The 16,650-nt window shown below is 64.4% G+C and carries 10 protein-coding genes; 4 read left to right on the forward strand and 6 right to left on the reverse strand.

The window, feature by feature from the left end; genetic code table 11:
• The first annotated feature begins 394 nt into the window (after positions 1–394).
• Complete coding sequence (locus D0Y96_RS03770; protein WP_158562174.1) at positions 395–916, forward strand: magnetosome magnetite crystal formation protein family; 522 nt, start codon at positions 395–397, stop codon at positions 914–916.
• A gap of 68 nt (positions 917–984) precedes the next feature.
• Here D0Y96_RS03770 and D0Y96_RS03775 read toward each other — a convergent pair whose 3' ends face one another.
• From D0Y96_RS03775 to D0Y96_RS03800, 6 genes are all read right to left on the reverse strand, one after another.
• The gene (locus D0Y96_RS03775; protein ID WP_252263542.1) at positions 985–2,418 is read right to left on the reverse strand and encodes an ABC transporter substrate-binding protein; all 1,434 of its coding nucleotides are present in this window, start codon (positions 2,416–2,418) and stop codon (positions 985–987) included.
• 187 nt (positions 2,419–2,605) lie between these two features.
• Positions 2,606–3,937 carry an anhydro-N-acetylmuramic acid kinase gene (locus D0Y96_RS03780; RefSeq protein WP_117298044.1) on the reverse strand — a complete coding sequence of 444 codons (1,332 nt, stop codon included), beginning with the start codon at positions 3,935–3,937 and terminating at the stop codon, positions 2,606–2,608.
• A gap of 14 nt (positions 3,938–3,951) precedes the next feature.
• Complete coding sequence (locus D0Y96_RS03785; RefSeq protein ID WP_117298045.1) at positions 3,952–5,169, reverse strand: glycoside hydrolase family 3 N-terminal domain-containing protein; 1,218 nt, start codon at positions 5,167–5,169, stop codon at positions 3,952–3,954.
• Positions 5,170–5,568: 399 nt separating this feature from the next.
• Positions 5,569–8,313, reverse strand: coding sequence for a DNA mismatch repair protein MutS (gene mutS, locus D0Y96_RS03790; RefSeq protein ID WP_117298665.1), 2,745 nt, complete (start codon positions 8,311–8,313; stop codon positions 5,569–5,571).
• Between the two features lie 113 nt (positions 8,314–8,426).
• Positions 8,427–8,717, reverse strand: a complete 291-nt coding sequence (locus D0Y96_RS03795) for a type II toxin-antitoxin system RelE/ParE family toxin (protein ID WP_117298046.1) — start codon at positions 8,715–8,717, stop codon at positions 8,427–8,429.
• On the reverse strand, positions 8,705–8,989 hold the full coding sequence (locus D0Y96_RS03800; RefSeq protein ID WP_117298047.1) for a CopG family ribbon-helix-helix protein: 285 nt from the start codon (positions 8,987–8,989) through the stop codon (positions 8,705–8,707). Before D0Y96_RS03800 ends, D0Y96_RS03795 begins: the two co-directional genes overlap by 13 nt.
• Before the next feature lie 158 nt (positions 8,990–9,147).
• Between D0Y96_RS03800 and D0Y96_RS03805 the strand changes: the two genes are divergently transcribed.
• From D0Y96_RS03805 to D0Y96_RS20570, 3 genes are all read left to right on the forward strand, one after another.
• A complete protein-coding gene (locus D0Y96_RS03805; protein ID WP_117298048.1) occupies positions 9,148–9,963 on the forward strand; it encodes a cytochrome C assembly family protein in 816 nt (271 codons plus the stop codon).
• Positions 9,960–11,381, forward strand: coding sequence for a glutamyl-tRNA reductase (gene hemA, locus D0Y96_RS03810; protein WP_117298049.1), 1,422 nt, complete (start codon positions 9,960–9,962; stop codon positions 11,379–11,381). The genes D0Y96_RS03805 and hemA overlap by 4 nt, the downstream gene beginning before the upstream one ends.
• Before the next feature lie 573 nt (positions 11,382–11,954).
• Complete coding sequence (locus D0Y96_RS20570) at positions 11,955–16,541, forward strand: beta strand repeat-containing protein (protein WP_117298050.1); 4,587 nt, start codon at positions 11,955–11,957, stop codon at positions 16,539–16,541.
• The last annotated feature ends 109 nt before the right edge of the window (positions 16,542–16,650 follow it).

A 16,650-nucleotide genomic window follows, 5' to 3' on the forward strand; every position in this document is an offset into this window, starting at 1 on the left:
TGGGAAGCCTCACCGCTTTGTATCAGGGCACGGCTTCAGCCGTGCCGAAAAGAGATCCGAAAAAAAGGGGCTTCAGCCCCTGCGCAATATAGCCACAGAACACTTTTAGTCTCGCACCAGCGAGACTCGGTAGAGGCCCCCGGCTTTAGCCGGGGGAATAAAGATGTGAGAAAAAAGGGGCTTCAGCCCCGGCGTTTTTCGTTCCCATCGGAACACGAGCCCCGGATTGCCGTGTAACGCTTCCGCCCGGCCCTCCACCATCGTGAGTGGTACAAGGGGACGGTCTGACCCGGGGCCATAATTCTGCTGGCGAAAACCCTGCCTCTGCGATATAGAATGCCTCAATTTTAGTTTCGCCCCCCGAATCTGCGTTCGCATAAGGAGAAACATCACCATGAGCACATGCGTATCCTGTGGAGCCAATCTCAATCCTGGCGCCGCCTTCTGTGGTACCTGTGGAGCCTCCCAAGCCTCTGCTGCCTGGTCGTCCACCCCATCGGCTGCAGCCGCCACCACACCCTCTGTTCCGATCCCGCCGCCTGCGCCCGCTGCCACCGCTTCCGGCCTTTCCGACAACGGCGCCGGAGCCCTCAGCTACCTCCTCGGCCTGATTACCGGAATCCTCTTCCTGGTTCTCGATCCCTACAAGAACAGCCGCTTCGTGCGCTTCCACGCCTTTCAGTCCATCTTCTTCAACATCGCGTGGATATGCTTCTGGATTGGCTGGTCGGTGATCGGCTTCATCCTTACCGCGATCACGAAGGGTCTCTTCGCCTTCATTCTGCTCCCGGTTAATCTGCTCATCGGGCTCGGGGGACTCGTCCTCTGGATATGGCTGATGTTCAGCGCCTCGCAGGGAAAGACGCCTCGCCTGCCCGTCATCGGCAACCTCGCCGCAAAACAGGCCGGACTGTAAGCCGTCAAAGCGGGGGATACGAATCAGGGTCCCCCCACGTCCGTCTCTGCGGACGTGAGCCTCTTCCTTTACCTCTCCGGCACCGCATCCTTCAGAAAGTCGAAGGTCCCCGACGCGGAAGGATGAATATTCCCGAGCCTTCGCGAGTGCACCACGACCGAATCGAGATACCAGAGGTCGATCGCCGGCATCTCCCTGGCCGCAATCTGCTGAATCTGCCGGTAGTCGTTCAGCTGCTGCGCATGATCCTGCGTCGCCGCCGCGTCCGCGATCAACCGGTCCATCTCCGGATTGCTGTAGTACCCGCGATTCGCCCCGTGCGGCGGAAAGCTGCTCGTCGCCAGCGTGTAGCGAAAAATGTCCGGATTCTCGTTGCCGCCGATCCATCGCGACGGAGCCATCTGAAACGCGCCCCGCGTCAGGTCTGAATAGAACGTCGCAAATTCGAAGCTGCGCAGATCCAGCGCAATGCCCACCGCCGCCATCTCCTGCTGAATCGCCGCCGCCATCAGCCGCGTCGTCTCATCCGTCGAGGTCTTCATCGCGATGTGGAAGCGCACTCCGTCCGCTCCGCGCTTATACCCGGCCGCATCCAGCAGCGCATTCGCCGCCGCCGGGTCATACGGATGCTGATCGGTCTCGCCCGTCCACGCCCAGTGCTCCGGCGGCAGCAGACTCTCCGCCACCCGCGCCTCATCGCGCCACAGCGCATGAATCATCAGCGGCCGGTTGATCGCCAGCGCAATCGCCCGCCGCACCCGCGCGTCCTTCAATATCGCGTCATGCGTATTGAAGACGATGTAATTCAGCACCGTCCCCGGACCCTCTTCCACCGCCAGCTTCGGATCGCGCTTCAGCGCATACACCATGTCCGCCGACAGCGCATTGCTCGCCACATCCGCCGAGCCCTTCTGCAGCTCCAGCGCCCGCGTCGTCGCATCCGGAACCACCTCGAACACCACCCGCCCGATATGCGGCAGCCCGCCCCAGTAGCTCTGCGCCCGCTCGATCACCACATCGCGGTCGATCTCCTGGCTCACAAACCGGAACGGCCCGCTGCCCACCGGATTCCGGAAGAAATCCCGCCCGCTGCCGTAAGGCACAATCCCGATCGCGCCCTCGCTCAGATTCCACGGCAGCGCCGGATCGGGCTCCTTCAGATGAAAGATCACCGTCGCCGCATCGGGAGCGTCAATATGATCCACGCTCGTATACGACCCCGTCTTCACCGTCGTCACCGTCCCGTTCAGCATCGAGTCGATCGTCCACTTCACATCGCGCGAGGTCAGCGGCCGTCCGTCGTGAAAGCGCACGCCGCTGCGCAGATGAAAGACCCACGTCTTCGGATCGGGCTGCTCCCACTTCACCGCCAGCCCCGGCTCCAGCCCGAAGTGCGCATCGCGCCGCACCACCGCGTCAAAGAGCAGCGAATCGATATGCTCCGCCTGCGCATCCGTCCCGACCCGCGGATCAAGGCTCGCCGGGCTGCTCTCGATCAACATCACCACCGTATTGGGATCAGGCCTGCTCCGCGCACACCCTGCAACGAAAAGCCCGCATACGAGAACGCACGGCAGGAAAAGACCAATCGCCCTGCGAAGCAGAGCCCGGGGATACAGAATGCGGAAAAAGAGGGGCTTCAGCTCCGGCCTGAAGCTGCGCCCTGCGCCCTGCGATCTGCGCCCTGTTTCACCCATAACAGATCTCGCCCAGCACCACCGCCCGCTTCGCGCCCGTCGCCGACGGAAGATTTCCTGGCCTGTGAAACCACGTCTCCCACGCCAGCAACGCAAACGCCACCGCCTCCTTCGCGTCGACCGGAATGCCGGAATCTCCGCTCGTCCTCACCGAACACCCCAGCGGCTCCAGCCGCTCCCGCAGCATCCGCATCAGCGTGCCGTTCCGCGCTCCGCCGCCGGCAACGATATAGTCCACCGCCGCGCGCCCGGTCAGCGGCTTCACCCATCGTTCCACGGCCATCCGGATACTCTCCGCCGTCAGCGCCGCCGCCGTCGCCACCGCATCCGCGGGCTCGCCGCCCGCCCTCTCGCACGCATGCAGAAACCGCTCCGTGTACGCCGCCCCGAACTGTTCGCGCCCCGCGCTCTTCGGCGGCTTCATCGCGAAATACCTCTCCCGCAGCGCCGCCTTCACCACCGAATCCAGCACCCGTCCCCGCGCCGCCACGCGCCCGTCTTTGTCGAACGCCCTGTCGAAGAGCCTCTCCATCAGCGCATCGATCACCATATTCGCCGGACCGGTATCGAAGGCGATCAGCCTCTCCGGCCCCGCTCCTGCCGGAATTACCGTCAGATTCCCAATGCCTCCCAGGTTCTGCAGCACCCGTGCCCGTTTTGTATCCGTGAACAGCACATAATCCAGCAGCGGCACCAGCGGAGCGCCCTGTCCGCCCGCCGCCATATCCGCCGGCCGGAAATTCGACACCACCGGAACCCGCATCTCCGCCGCAATCAGCGCCGGCTCGCCCAGCTGCCACGTGCACGCGACGCTCCGCCCCGCATACGGCTGCGCAACGCCCTGGTGATACACCGTCTGCCCGTGGCATCCCACCAGATCCACCGCGGCCTTCAGATCCGTGACCGTTGCCCGCACCGCTTCCGCGTAGGCCATCCCCAGCCGCCAGTGCAAACGCGCAAGCTCTGCCGTGGATGTCGATTTCGCATCCATCGCCGCCAGCACCGCCGTCCTCAGTGCTTTGGAGAAGGGAAAGGCCCGATGCCCGATCAGCTCGATCCCCGGCCTGCCGGCCCGCGCACCCCGGCGCGGTGATATCCGCACCACGGCCACATCGATCCCGTCCGCCGACGTCCCGCTCATCACGCCGGCCACGATGAGGGACTTCCTTTTTGAGGAATTGTCATCCCGACCGGAGCGAACCGGGGTCCCCGGCGCACGCGCAGTTCGTGCGTTGGGGTGGGGAACCGGGGTCCCCGGCGCATGCGCAGTTCGTGCGCTGGGGTGGGGAAGCGCAGCGGAGGGATCTGCATTTTGCCTGAGCATGGAGATTCCACGTTTCAAGCGGTTTCACCCTTCGCCACCGTCTCTGCAAACCGCGTCACGCTCTCGCGCAGTCGGACCATCTGCGCCGTCGAAGGGTGCCGTGGCATGCGCTCCTCCAGCCACTGTTTTTTATGCGCCATTACGCGATGCCATGCAGCATGAATGCGCTTCCGAAACGCCGCCGACCGCTCCGCCTCACCCAGCAGTGCCTCCCACGCCCGCACCACGAGAACCGGATCGCGGCAGATCTCGATCACATCCGTCCCCGCGAGAACCGCCTGTACCGCCGCCTCTTCCATCGAAGCCTGCGTCAGAATGCCGCCCATCTCCATATCATCGGAGATAACCAGCCCGCGAAAGCGCATCCGCCGCCGCAAAACGCCTTCAATCCAGAACGAAGAAGTCGAAGCCCCGAATTCGCGACTGCGCCGGGTGCCCAACGCCTGGATTTTCTGACGCGGATTGAGTGCATCGGGATAGGCCGCATGCGCCACCATCACAAACGGTAGCACCGGGGTCCCCGGCGCACGCGCGGTTCGTGCGCTGGGGTGGAGTACCGGGGTCCCCGGCGCACGCGCGGTTCGTGCGCTGGGGCGGAGCCGCTTCGCCAGCGCCCGGTACGGCGCAAGGTCCTGCTCCCACATCTGCTCCCAGCTTCGATGAATCTCCGGCATCGCCTCGTGCGAGTCGAGCGTCCCTCCGCCCAGCCCCGGAAAGTGCTTCCCGCACCCGAGCACCTTTTCCGCCGCCAGCCCGTCGAGAAACGCGCCCGCATACCGCGCCACCTCGGCCGGGTCCGCCGACACCACCCGCGTCCGCATCACCAGTGCCGACTCCGGCAGCGCCAGATCCAGCACCGGAGCAAACGCCACATTAAACCCCAGCGCCCGCGCCTCCGCGCCGATCAGCCGCCCGTGCTTTTTGAAGAGCCCTGTCCTGCCCGTCGCAAACACCTCTGCCGGAGCAGGCATCGGCGCAATCAGATCGCGAAAGCGGTCCACCAGCCCGCCCTCCGCATCGATGCACCGGAACAACGGAGCCCCGGCCGCATCCACAGCCTCAGCCGATGCACGCAGCAGCGCATGCACCTGCGCCGCCGCTTCGATGTTGCGCCGAAAGAGAATCACCCCGCCCGGCCGCACCGCCCTCATCCACGCCCGGTCGGCGGCAGAAAGGGAAGTCCCCTCCACGCCCGCAACGATCAGTTGTCCCACCTGCTCCCGCAGATTCATCCTCTGCCGCCTTCGCCTTCAATTTGTCATCCCGGCCGAAGTTGCGCCATTCGGCGGCAACGCGGCGGAGGGACCTGCATTTCTCTCCCGCCCGGCAGGAATTTACAGGTGCCCCATATCTGCCCCGCCTTTGGCAGATATGGGAACGTAAACTCTAACCCATCCCAACCATTCGTCTCGCGCCAGCGAGACCTGGCAGGAGCTCCGGGTTTCAGAGGGTGCTGAAAAAGTCTGCTTTGTATCAGGGCACGGCTTTAGCCGTGCCGTAAGCGGTCGAAAATATATCGGGCTTTAGCCCCTGCAGGTAAGTGTTTCTATGGTATCGGGATTTTTTCAGCACCCTCTTCGGCCCGAAGATAAGACCCGCTAAAACCTGAACGCTGCGCCCTGTGCCCTGCATCACTGCCCGCCCTTAATCTCCACCTTCAGCTCACTCAGCAGATTCAGCGCCTCCAGCGGCGTCAGGGAATTGATATCCGTCTCGTTCAGCCGGTCCAGAATCCGCTGCGACAGCGGTGTAAACATCGTCATCTGCAGCGACGGCTCCGTCTCCACGGCCACGTTGTGCCGCTCCGACCGCTCATGCTGCTTCAGCACCTGCCGCGCCCGCTGAATCACCCCTGCCGGCAATCCCGCCAGCCGCGCCACGTCGATGCCATAGCTCTTGTTCGCCGGCCCTTCTTCAATCCGGTGCAAAAACACAATCCCCTGCGCCGACTCCTTCACCGCCACGCGCAGGTTCTTCAGCTTGGGGAGCTGCTCCGCCAGCAGCGTCAGCTCGTGATAGTGCGTCGCAAACAGCGCCCGCGCCCCGACTTTTTCCTGCAGGTATTCAAGCGTCGCCCACGCCAGCGCCAGCCCGTCAAAGGTCGACGTCCCGCGCCCCATCTCATCCAGCAGAATCAGCGACTGCGCCGTAGCCGTATTCAGAATCGTCGCCGTCTCCGTCATCTCCACCATGAACGTCGACCGCCCCCGCGCCACGTTATCGCTCGCGCCGATGCGGGTGTAAACCCGGTCGACAATGCCGTACCGCATCCGCTCCGCCGGAACAAACGACCCCATCTGCGCCAGAATCACCAGCAGCGCCGCCTGCCGCAGATACGTCGACTTGCCGCCCATATTCGGCCCTGTAATCAGCAGCAGATTCGGCGCAGCCACGTTCCCGCTTCCATCCAGATACAGATCGTTGGGCACAAACCGCCCTTCGCCCGCATCCTCCATCAGCCGCTCGATCACCGGATGCCGCCCCGCCGCAATCTCCATCACGCACGAAGAATCCAAAACAGGCCGCGTGTAATTCCGCATCGCCGCCAGATGCGCGAAGTTCGCCACCAGATCGATCTCGGCCACCACCGTGCTCGTCCGCCGAATCCGCCCCGCGTTCTCCATTAGCCGCGCCCGCAGCGCCGCGAAGATGCGCTTCTCGATCTCGACCGAGCGCTCCTGCGCCGTCAGAACCTTGGTCTCGTACTCCTTAATCTCCGGAGTCGTAAACCGCTCCGCATTCACCAGCGTCTGCTTGCGCTCATAATCCGCGGGAACATTCGCCAAATTAGATTTCGTGATCTCGATGTAATACCCAAAGACGGAGTTAAACCGCACCTTCAGCGATCCGATTCCCGTCCGCTGCCGCTCGCGCTCTTCAATGGCCGCAATCGCCGACCGTCCGCTGTGCCCAATCGTCCGCAGCTCATCCAGCTCTGCGTCCATTCCGGGCTGGATCACACCGCCATCGGCCAGCGTCAGCGGCGGCTCAGGCACGATGGTCGCCATAATCGCCGCGCAAAGATCCTCGAGCGTGTCGAGATTCTGTCCGGCACGCGCCCAGAACAAATGCTTCGTATCAGGGCACGGCTTTAGCCGTGCTGATTCCGCTTCAGAAAATGCGGGGGCTTTAGCCCCTGCGGCCAGCCTTCCCACCGTGCCCTTCACATCGGGCAGATGCTTCAGCGACGCCGCCAGCGACAGCACATCCCGCGGCCCTGCGCTGTCGAGCGAAATCCGCGCCAGCAGCCGCTCTAAATCCAGAATCCCCGCCAGCCCGCGCCGCAGTTCCTCGCGCAGGATCAGATCCTGCCGCGCCGCGTCCACCGCCTCATACCGCTCGTGGATACACGCCTTATCCAGCAGCGGCCGCAGAATCGCCGCCCGCAGCATCCGCTTGCCCATCGGCGTCGCGCACGCGTCGAGAGCATAAAACAGCGTCGTCTCCCGCCCCGCATCATGAAACAGCGGGTCCAGCAATTCGAGATTGCGTACCGTCACCTGATCGAGGTGCAGAAACTCCGCCCGCCGGTAGAACCGCAGCGAATCGACATGCACCGCTTCGCTCTGCTGCGTCGTCCTCACATAGTGGACGATCGCCCCCGCCGCAACCGCCGCCGCGCGATGCTCCGCCAGCCCAAAGCCTTCGAGCGACTTGCTCCCCATCTGCCGTTCTAAAAGCGGCAGGGCAAAATCGGGAGTGAACACCCAGTCCTCGACCGGCGTCCGCGTCTTCACCCGCTCCAGTGCTTTCGTGAATTCCCCATCCTTCGCAAACAAATCCGGGGTCCCCGGCGCGCTCGGTTTTGGCGCGCTGGGGTGAAGAGAAGAAGCCCCGCCCGGCAGAATCACTTCGCTCGGATTCAGCTTCAGCAGCTCATCCACGCACAGCGCCAGCGCATTCGCGCCCGAAAACTCCGTCGCCCGAAACTCCGCCGTCGAAAGGTCCAGATACGCGAGCCCGGCCGTCCGCTCCACGCCTTTGCTGCCGGCCTTCGCCTCAGAAGCGTCCGCATACACCGCCGCAAGATAGTTGTTCTGCTCCGGCCCCAGTGCCGAATCGATCGCCGTCCCCGGCGACAGCACCCGCGTCACCTCGCGCCGCACAATCTTCTTCGTCAGCTTCGGGTCTTCCATCTGCTCGCAGATGGCGACGCGATACCCCTTGCGCAGCAGCCGCGTCAGATACGCCTCCGCCGCATGGTAGGGAACCCCGCACATCGGCTGTGTCTTCTCGCGGTCCCGCGCCGTCAGCGTAATCTGCAGCTCGCGCGCCGCAACCTTCGCGTCTTCATAAAACAGCTCGTAAAAGTCCCCCATGCGAAAAAACAGCAACGCATCGGGATTCTGCTGCTTCGCCGCATAATACTGCCGCATCAGCGGCGTCTGATTGTCCGAAATCTCACTCACAGGAATACGTCAGGATACAGCGAAGCTCGCAGGAGAGATACTCGCCGGTAAGTTTTGAAGAAGTTGAGCCCTTGCCTGCATTAATACCCGGCTTCGCGGCCGTGGCGAACCGCCAGAATCACGACCCGCAGTCCGTCGTAGTGATAGAGCGCCACATACCCGCCATCGCCAAATTCAACCACCCATTCGCGAAACTCCGCAGGCAGTTCTTCGACAATGCGGCCCGCTTCCGGATGATGAGCCAGCAGCTTCACGCCCTGCCGAATCGCTCCCACGGCCCGCTTCGCAGCGTCCTTGTTTTTGGAGACCAGAAAAGTATGCAGCCGCGCCACATCCCTCAGAGCGGCAGGTGACCAGATCAGTCGTGGCACGCAGGAGCTTCCGCTTCTTCGCCTGCTTCCAGCTTTGCCAGCCAGGCATCAGCCTCTTCAGCCGTCGCGTGCAGCCCGGTCGCCTGATAATCGGCCCAGGCCGCCAGCGCATCCCGGCGCAGCTTCTCCCGCTTTTCTTCCCGCTCCACATACTGCTCAATCGCCTCCCGCATCACCCAGTGCGGAGTACGCCGGCGAGCAGCCGCCAGCTGCTGCACCCGCTCCCTTGTTTCGGGAGTAAGCTTCAGACTCGTGGTGGAGGAAAGACGCATAGAAGAGTAGTCCTGAGTGTTACCTTACACTACTCCGGCAGGAATTTCCCGACAGAAATAAGTGGCGGGGCCGCGTGCGCCTGTGCAGTCGGCACCGGCGCAGCCCCCCGTGTGACCGCCCCACACCTCGTATACTGAGAGATAATCTTTCGGACCCTATGTTCCTGCTCTGGCTCAGAGTTGCCGTCCTCTTCTATGGTCTGGCCGCCATCACCGTTATTCCCGGTGTGCTCGGCAGCCGTCCGCTCTGGCGCCGCCTCGCCATGCCGCTCGCCCTCGGAGGATGGCTCTTTCACTTCGTCTCCTCGGTCGAAATGCTCATCGCGGCGCATCGCTGGATGCCGGTCGGTCCCCGTGAGATCGCCGCCACGCTCGCGCTGCTCATCGTGACGGTGTTCCTCTTCATCGCCTGGCGCTACCGCACCATCTCCTTCGGACTCTTCGCGCTGCCTCTGGCCTTTCTGCTCACCATCGTCCCCGCCATCGGACCCGGCCGTTACACCTTCAGCTCGCCGCTCGTCCGCAACGGCTGGATCATCTTTCACGTCACCGCGCTGCTCGCCGCCTATGCCGCGCTGCTCTTCAGCATGCTGTCGAGCATCCTCTACCTCGCGCAGGAGCGCCGCCTCAAGAACCGCCAGTCGCCCGGCTTCGTCTCCTGGCTCCCGCCGCTCAACACCATGGAAGAGATCTCGCAGACCACGCTCGTCATCGGCTTCGTCTGCATGACCGCCGGCCTCTTCGCCGGCTCCCTCATCGCGCAGGAGCAGGTCGGAGCCGCCTACTTCGCCGATCCCAAGGTTCTGCTCTCCTTCGTCATGTGGGCGCTCTACGTCGCCCTGCTCTTCATTCGCCGCAGCACCGGCCTGCGCGGACGCCGCGCCGCGTGGCTGTCCTCGGTCGTCTTCGTGGCTATCATCTGTGTCTGGGCTGCCAATCTTCTCAGCTCCGTGCACCGGTTCAGCCTGCCATGAAGATCCTGCTCACCGGCCTCAACCATAAAACCGCGCCCGTCGAGCTGCGCGAGCGACTCGCCATCTCGCCCGAGTCGCTGCCCGAGGCCACCCGCGCTCTGCTCGCCCATCCCGGCGTCGACGAAGCCCTTATCCTCTCCACCTGCAACCGCGTCGAGCTGCTCATCTCCTGGAGCGGGTCAGGGAGTGAGTCCGGGAGTCAATCAGGGTCCGAGCCAGAGAGTGGATCAGCACGCGAATCCGCAGCCGAGCCCATCCTCGAGCGCTTCCTCACCGGCCACTTCTCCGTCGACTCCGGCAGCCTCACTCCGCATCTCTACCATCACCGTGACCGCCAGGCCGTCGAGCATCTCTTCCGCGTCGCCTCCAGCCTCGACTCCATGGTCGTCGGCGAGGCGCAGATCCTCGGCCAGGTCAGGTATGCCTACTCCGTCTCCCGAGAGAGCGGAGCCATCGGCTCACACCGCGGCGGCCCGCTCGACAAGCTCCTCCAGGCTACCCTCTCCACCGCGAAGCGCGTCCGCACCGAGACCGCGATCGGAGCCTCCTCCGTCTCCATCGCCTCCGTCGCCGTCGATCTCGCCCGCCGCATCTTCGGCTCCCTCGACGGCCGCCGCATTCTCCTCGTCGGCGCCGGCAAAATGAGCGAGCTCGCCGCCCGTCATCTCATGCACCACGGCGCGCGCCATCTCGTCGTCGTCAACCGCACCTTCGAGCGGGCCGTCCGCCTCGCCGAGCGCTTCCAGGGCAAGGCCCATCCGTGGGACGACCTCCAGACCATCGCCCCGGAGGCCGACATCCTCATCGCCTCCACCGGCTCCGCCACGCCCATCATCGCCACGCGCCACGCCAGCTCCTTTCTGCACCGCCGACGCAACCGGCCCATGTTGTTCATCGACATCGGCGTGCCGCGCGATATCGACCCGGCCATCAACCAGCTCGACAACGTCTTCCTCTACGACATCGACGACCTGCAGTCCGTCGCCGCCTCCAACCTCAGCCATCGCAACGACGAGGCCGAGCGCGCCGAGGCCATCATCGTCGAAGAGGCCCGCCGTTTCGAGCAGCGCGCCCGCACCATCGACCTCGCCCCCGCCATCGTCGATCTGCAGACCGCCATCGAAGACCTCCGCCAGGCCGAGCTGCGCCGCTCCCGCTCGCGCCTTCAGTCCCTCACCCCCGAGCAGCACTCCGCCGTCGAAGCCCTTACCCGCGGCCTCATGAACAAATTCCTCCACCTGCCGCTGACGGCTTTAAAAGCCGCCGCCCGCGAGGGCGACACCGCCGCGCTGGAGACCATCCGCCACATCTTCCAGCCGGAAAGCAAAGAAGAGAGCAGCGGAGAGAGCAGGGAAGCCGCCCCGCCGAAGTCCGAACTGATCCCCTCCGATCCTCAGCCCTCAGAAGTCAAAAAGTAGCCGGGGCGCATGTTGCCGGGGGTGCCCCATCTTCGCCGCCCGTCGTTGGCGGCTAAGGTGGGATGAATGCAGTATTGACCTGTTGCCGCCTGTCGTCTCGCGTCAGCGAGACCCGGTAGAAGCCCCCGCAATCGGGGTCCCATGGCAATCTGACCCGCGACCTTCTGTTTCCATTCCTTTGCCGGTTAGAGCCGGACTTATAAAATTCCCGATAAATCCCTGGTAATATCCGTATTACATCTTCTTAATTTCCAGTAACGCCCAGCGGTGCATGGCACCGCAGAAGTCCCTGCAGACGGTATCTCTTCCGCCAGGCCGGCGCGACTCGGGAAGATATCGCCCCATCTGTGAAATTCCGTCAAATAGTAACAAAGTAGTAGACACAGGCGCTGACTTCAGGGTAATGTTCCGGTGCGACTGGCGGAAGCATGCCTGCTGTTTCAGGCGCCGAATCGAACCCTCCTTCTGCTGCGATTCAACCGTCAGCGCCGTGTCCTGTTTATCTGCAGTCTTTATTACCGTATTGGTTCCTCGATCCGTTGCCGCTCCACCTCTCGCCGCTGGAGGTCAGTCATGCTCTCGTTCTGTCTTCGTGCCCTGAAGTGCAACTCCGGGCGTCTTTTTCAGACTCTTCTCTTCGCCATCCTCTTCTGCGTCTGCCCGCTCATAGCCCAGGCTCTGCCCAGCTATGTTGTCACCACCGCCGCTGACGCCACGAGTGGCACCGCCTCCGACTGCACCGATCAAAGCCAGCCTGGCGCTACGCGCGACGCCGCCTGCAGCCTGCGCGATGCTCTGGCCGCCTCTGCGGCCTCCTCCGGCGGCAACATCACCTTCGACGCCACCGTCTTCGCCGCCGGCCAGTCTGCTTCGGCGCGCACCATCACTCTGGGCAGCGCCGGAACCCTCAATATTCCATCCGGTACCTCCATCGCCGGTCTCACCAGCGGCAGCGGCGCAACGCTGTCCAATCTGGTCACCGTGGACGGCGCCGGCTCCTACACCGTCTTCATGACGTCCAGCGATGTGACCGGAGCCGCCATCTCCGCACTGAACATCGCCAATGGATCAGGCGAAAACGGCGCCGACATCAACAGCAGCGGTACGCTGACAATCACGGACTGCACCATCTCCGGCGGTTCCACCGGCGCAGGCAATGGCCCGGCGGGAGGCGGTATAGCCAACGCGGGCACCATGACCCTGATCGGCAGCGCCGTCGTCGGAAACTTCACCGGCGGAGTGATCACGAATCCCTCCTTCCCCTACGGCACCTCCGGCGGCGGCATCTTCAACACCGCCACCATGACCATCATCAACAGCATTATTGCGAACAACAGCGTCACCGGCCCCGGAAACGGCGGCGGCATCAACAATGCCGGCACGCTGAACATGACAGGAAGCACCGTTACCGGAAACACCGTGGATGGCTCGTCGAACGACGTCGGGGCCGGCATCGTCGGCGGCGTCACCACCGGCTTCAACAACCTCATCACCGGAAACACCATCACCGGCAGTGGAACCGAAGACGACTGCGAGTTCGGAAGCTGCGGCACCAACGGCACAGACGGAAATGTCATCGGCGTGGCCGTGCCGCTGGCTCCGCTCGGCAGCTATGGTGGTCCCACTCCGTCCGCGCCGCCGCTGCCCGGCTCGGCCGCCCTCTGCGCCGGCCTCGTCGCCGACATTCCCACCGGCATCACCACCGATCAGCGCGGCTTCCCCCGCACCACCACCTATGGCGGAACGCCATGCGTCGATGCCGGAGCTGCGCAGACCAGCTATTCCCTGGCCTTCAGCACCAACCCGCCCGCCACCGTGGCGGCCAGTGTAGGCTTCACCGCCGCGATCCAGCTCAGTGACCACGGCAGCCCGTTTCCTGTAAACGGAATCAGCATCCCCATCGCGCTCGCCGCGGGCGATAACGGCGCGCTGAACGTCAGCACCCTCACCACCGGCACAAACGGCATCGCTGCATCCGGCTCTCTGCAGGTCAGCGCCGCAGGCGGAGGAGATATGCTCATCGCCACGCTGCCGCTCACCACCACGCCGCCGCCGGCCTCGCTCACCGCACCTCTCAGTGTTACCGCCACCAGCACGCCCTTTGACGTCACACCCTCGACCACCATTCAGGTGACGGTCTCGGCATCGCCGGCCGGGGCGCAGTTCACGGTCGATGGCACCACGTACACAGCTCCGGTCACGCTGACCTGGGTCGTCGGCTCGCAGCACACGCTCGCCGCCACGTCGCCGCAGACCTCCGGCGGCGCGCAGTACACCTTCGCTTCGTGGAGCGATGGCGGAGCCCTCAGCCACACCGTCACGGCGTCAGCCTCCACCACGCAGTACACCGCCGCCTTTACCGCGGCCTATCTGCTTACCATCTCCGCCAACCCGTCGTACGGCGGCACCGTCACCCCAGCCTCCGGCGCGTACTACGCCGCGAATGCTGTGGTGAACATTACAGAAACACCGAACAGCGGATACACCTTCACGGGCTGGACGGGAAGCGTCGCCTCACCCTCCAGCGCCTCCACCACCGTGGCCATGACCGGGCCGGAGTCCGTGACCGCCAACTTTGAGACGACTCATACCTATGTCGTCACCGTAAATACCGACGACGCCACCGGAGCCGCCTCCAACTGCACCAATCAGAGCGCTCCCGGCGCCACGCGCGACGCGAGCTGCGGTCTGCGCGATGCCCTGGCCGCGGCTGCAGCCTCTTCCGGAGGCAACATCAGCTTCGACGCGACGGTCTTTGCCGCCAGCCAGCCCGCCTCGGCCAGAACCATCAACACCGGCCCCGGAGGCTCGCTGAACCTCTCGGCCGACACCATCCTCACCGGCCCCGTCACCGGCAGCGGTTCCACGCTCGCGCAGCTCGTCATAATCGACGGCAATAACGCCGCCTCAGGAGTGGCTCAGAGCATCTTCACCGTGAACAGCGGTGTCACTGCCACCATCTCGGGCCTCATCCTCACCGATGGAAACAGCTCCAACAGCACCGGTGGCGGCGGCATCTACAACCAGGGCACGCTCACCGTCGCCAACTGCCTCATCACCGGAAATACCGCCAACGGCAATGGCGCCGGAGTAGACAACGAGGGCACTCTTACCCTCACCGGCACTTCGATCACCGGCAATCAGAGCGTCAACATGGGCGATGTGGTCCCCATCGGTAACGGCGGCCTCTTCAACGACACCAATGCCACGGCGACCATCCTCGACAGCAATATCTCTTCGAATACCTCCGATCCCTTCTCCCAGAATGGCGGCGGCATCGAGAACAACGGAACACTCACGCTGATCGACAGCATCGTCAACGGCAACGACATCCCCTACAGCCCTCCGGATAACCCGAATTTTTCACAGACTCCGGAAGGCGGCGGTATCTACAACCAGGGCACGCTCACTGTCCGCGACAGCACGATCGCTCAAAACAGTGACCACGAGAACACGACCGGCGGCATCTACAACCAGGGCTCGATGGTGATCACCAACAGCATCATCGGCGATAATTCCTCATCTGTCACAGATGCAGACTGCGGCGGCAATAACTGCCCGGCAAACGGCACAGACGGCAACGTCGTCGGTCCGGGCGCCTCATCCACGACCCCCGGCAGCGCTGCCCTCTGCGCCGGCATCGTCGCCGACATTCCCTCCGGCATCACCACCGACCAGCGCGGCCTGCCTCGCACCACCACGTACGCGACCTCCGGTGGCGGCGTCACCTGCGTCGATGCGGGAGCCATCCAGTCAAACTATTCGCTCACCTTCAGCACCGAGCCTCCATCCACCGTCTCGCCGAATGCCAGCTTCACCGCGGCGCTCCAGCTCAGTGAAAGCGGCAGCCCCTATGCTGTGCAGGGCGTCGCCATCCCCATCGCACTCGGAGCCGGTGACAACGGCACCCTGACTCCCTCCAGCCTCACCACCGCAGCCACAGGCATCGCATCGTCATCCTCTCTGCAGGTCAGCGCTCCCGGTACCGGAGACACCCTCGTCGCCGCGCTGCCCATCACCACCACGCCGCCGCCGGCCTCGCTCACCGCGCCCATCAGCCTCAGCGCCGCCAGCACCCCCTTCAGCGTCTCCGCGTCCTCGCAGACCATCACCTTCCCGGCGCTTCCCGCCACCGCCGCCTTCGGAGCCGCGCCCATCGCCCTCGCCGCCACCGCCAGCAGCGGACTCCCCATCACCTACTCCGTCACCGGTCCGGCGAGCATCAGCGGCAGCACCCTCGTCCTCACCGGAGCAGGCACCGTCGTCGTCACCGCCTCGCAGAGCGGCAACGGCAGCTACTCCCCGGCCACGCCCGTCGCGCAGACCATCACCGTCACCCAGGCCGCCACCACCACCACGCTCACCTCGTCCAGCCCATCCGCCGGCGTCGGAGCCTCCATCACCTTCACCGCGATGGTCGCCTCCACCACCGGCACCGTGCCCACCGGCAGCGTGCAGTTCCTCGACGGCTCCAGCGTCCTCGGCTCTGTTTCGCTCAACGCGCAGGGCTCGGCCGCGTATACCACCACCAGCCTCGCCGCCGGCACGCACACCATCCACGCCGTCTACTCCGGAGACGCCAACTTCTCCGGCTCCACAGGCTCCGTCACGCAGCAGATCACCGCCGCCGTTACTCCGTCCTTCACGCTCACCGCCAGTCCCTCCACGCTCAACCTCGCTGCCGGACAGAACGCCCAGAGCACCATCACGCTCACGCCCTCCGGCGGCTACTCCGGTACCGTCACCTTCAGCTGCACCGGCGTGCCCCAGGACTCCCTCTGCACCTTCAGCCCCACCACACTCACCGCCAACGGCTCCAATACGCCGCTCACCACCACCTTCATCATCGCCACCCTCGGCCATAATCACGGCACCGTCAGCCTGCTGCACTCCGGCCCCGGCGGTTCTGCAACAGGAATGCTCTACGGTCTGCTGCCCGGCAGCCTGCTCGCTCTCTTGCTCGGCTGGCAGAGAAAGCGTCTCAGCGCCTCCACCCGCAGAGTGCTGTGGATGCTCGTCCTCGCCATCGTGGCCTCCGGCGGCATCGCCTGCGGTGTGCCCATGTCGACCCCTCCCGGCACCTCCACCGTGACCATCAAAGCCGCGGCTTCCGGCGGTGCCTCGCAGTCGATCACCATCACCGTAAATATTTCGAAATAGCTTTTACTGCGCATATCCCGAAATAACCACGCGGCGGATTCTTCACCGGATTCCGCCGTCTCTCCTCATCGCGTGAAAAGAGATTGCACCGGTGTCACGGCCGTACCCT

The organism is Paracidobacterium acidisoli, from assembly GCF_003428625.2.
GTDB classification, from domain to species: Bacteria; Acidobacteriota; Terriglobia; order Terriglobales; family Acidobacteriaceae; genus Paracidobacterium; species Paracidobacterium acidisoli.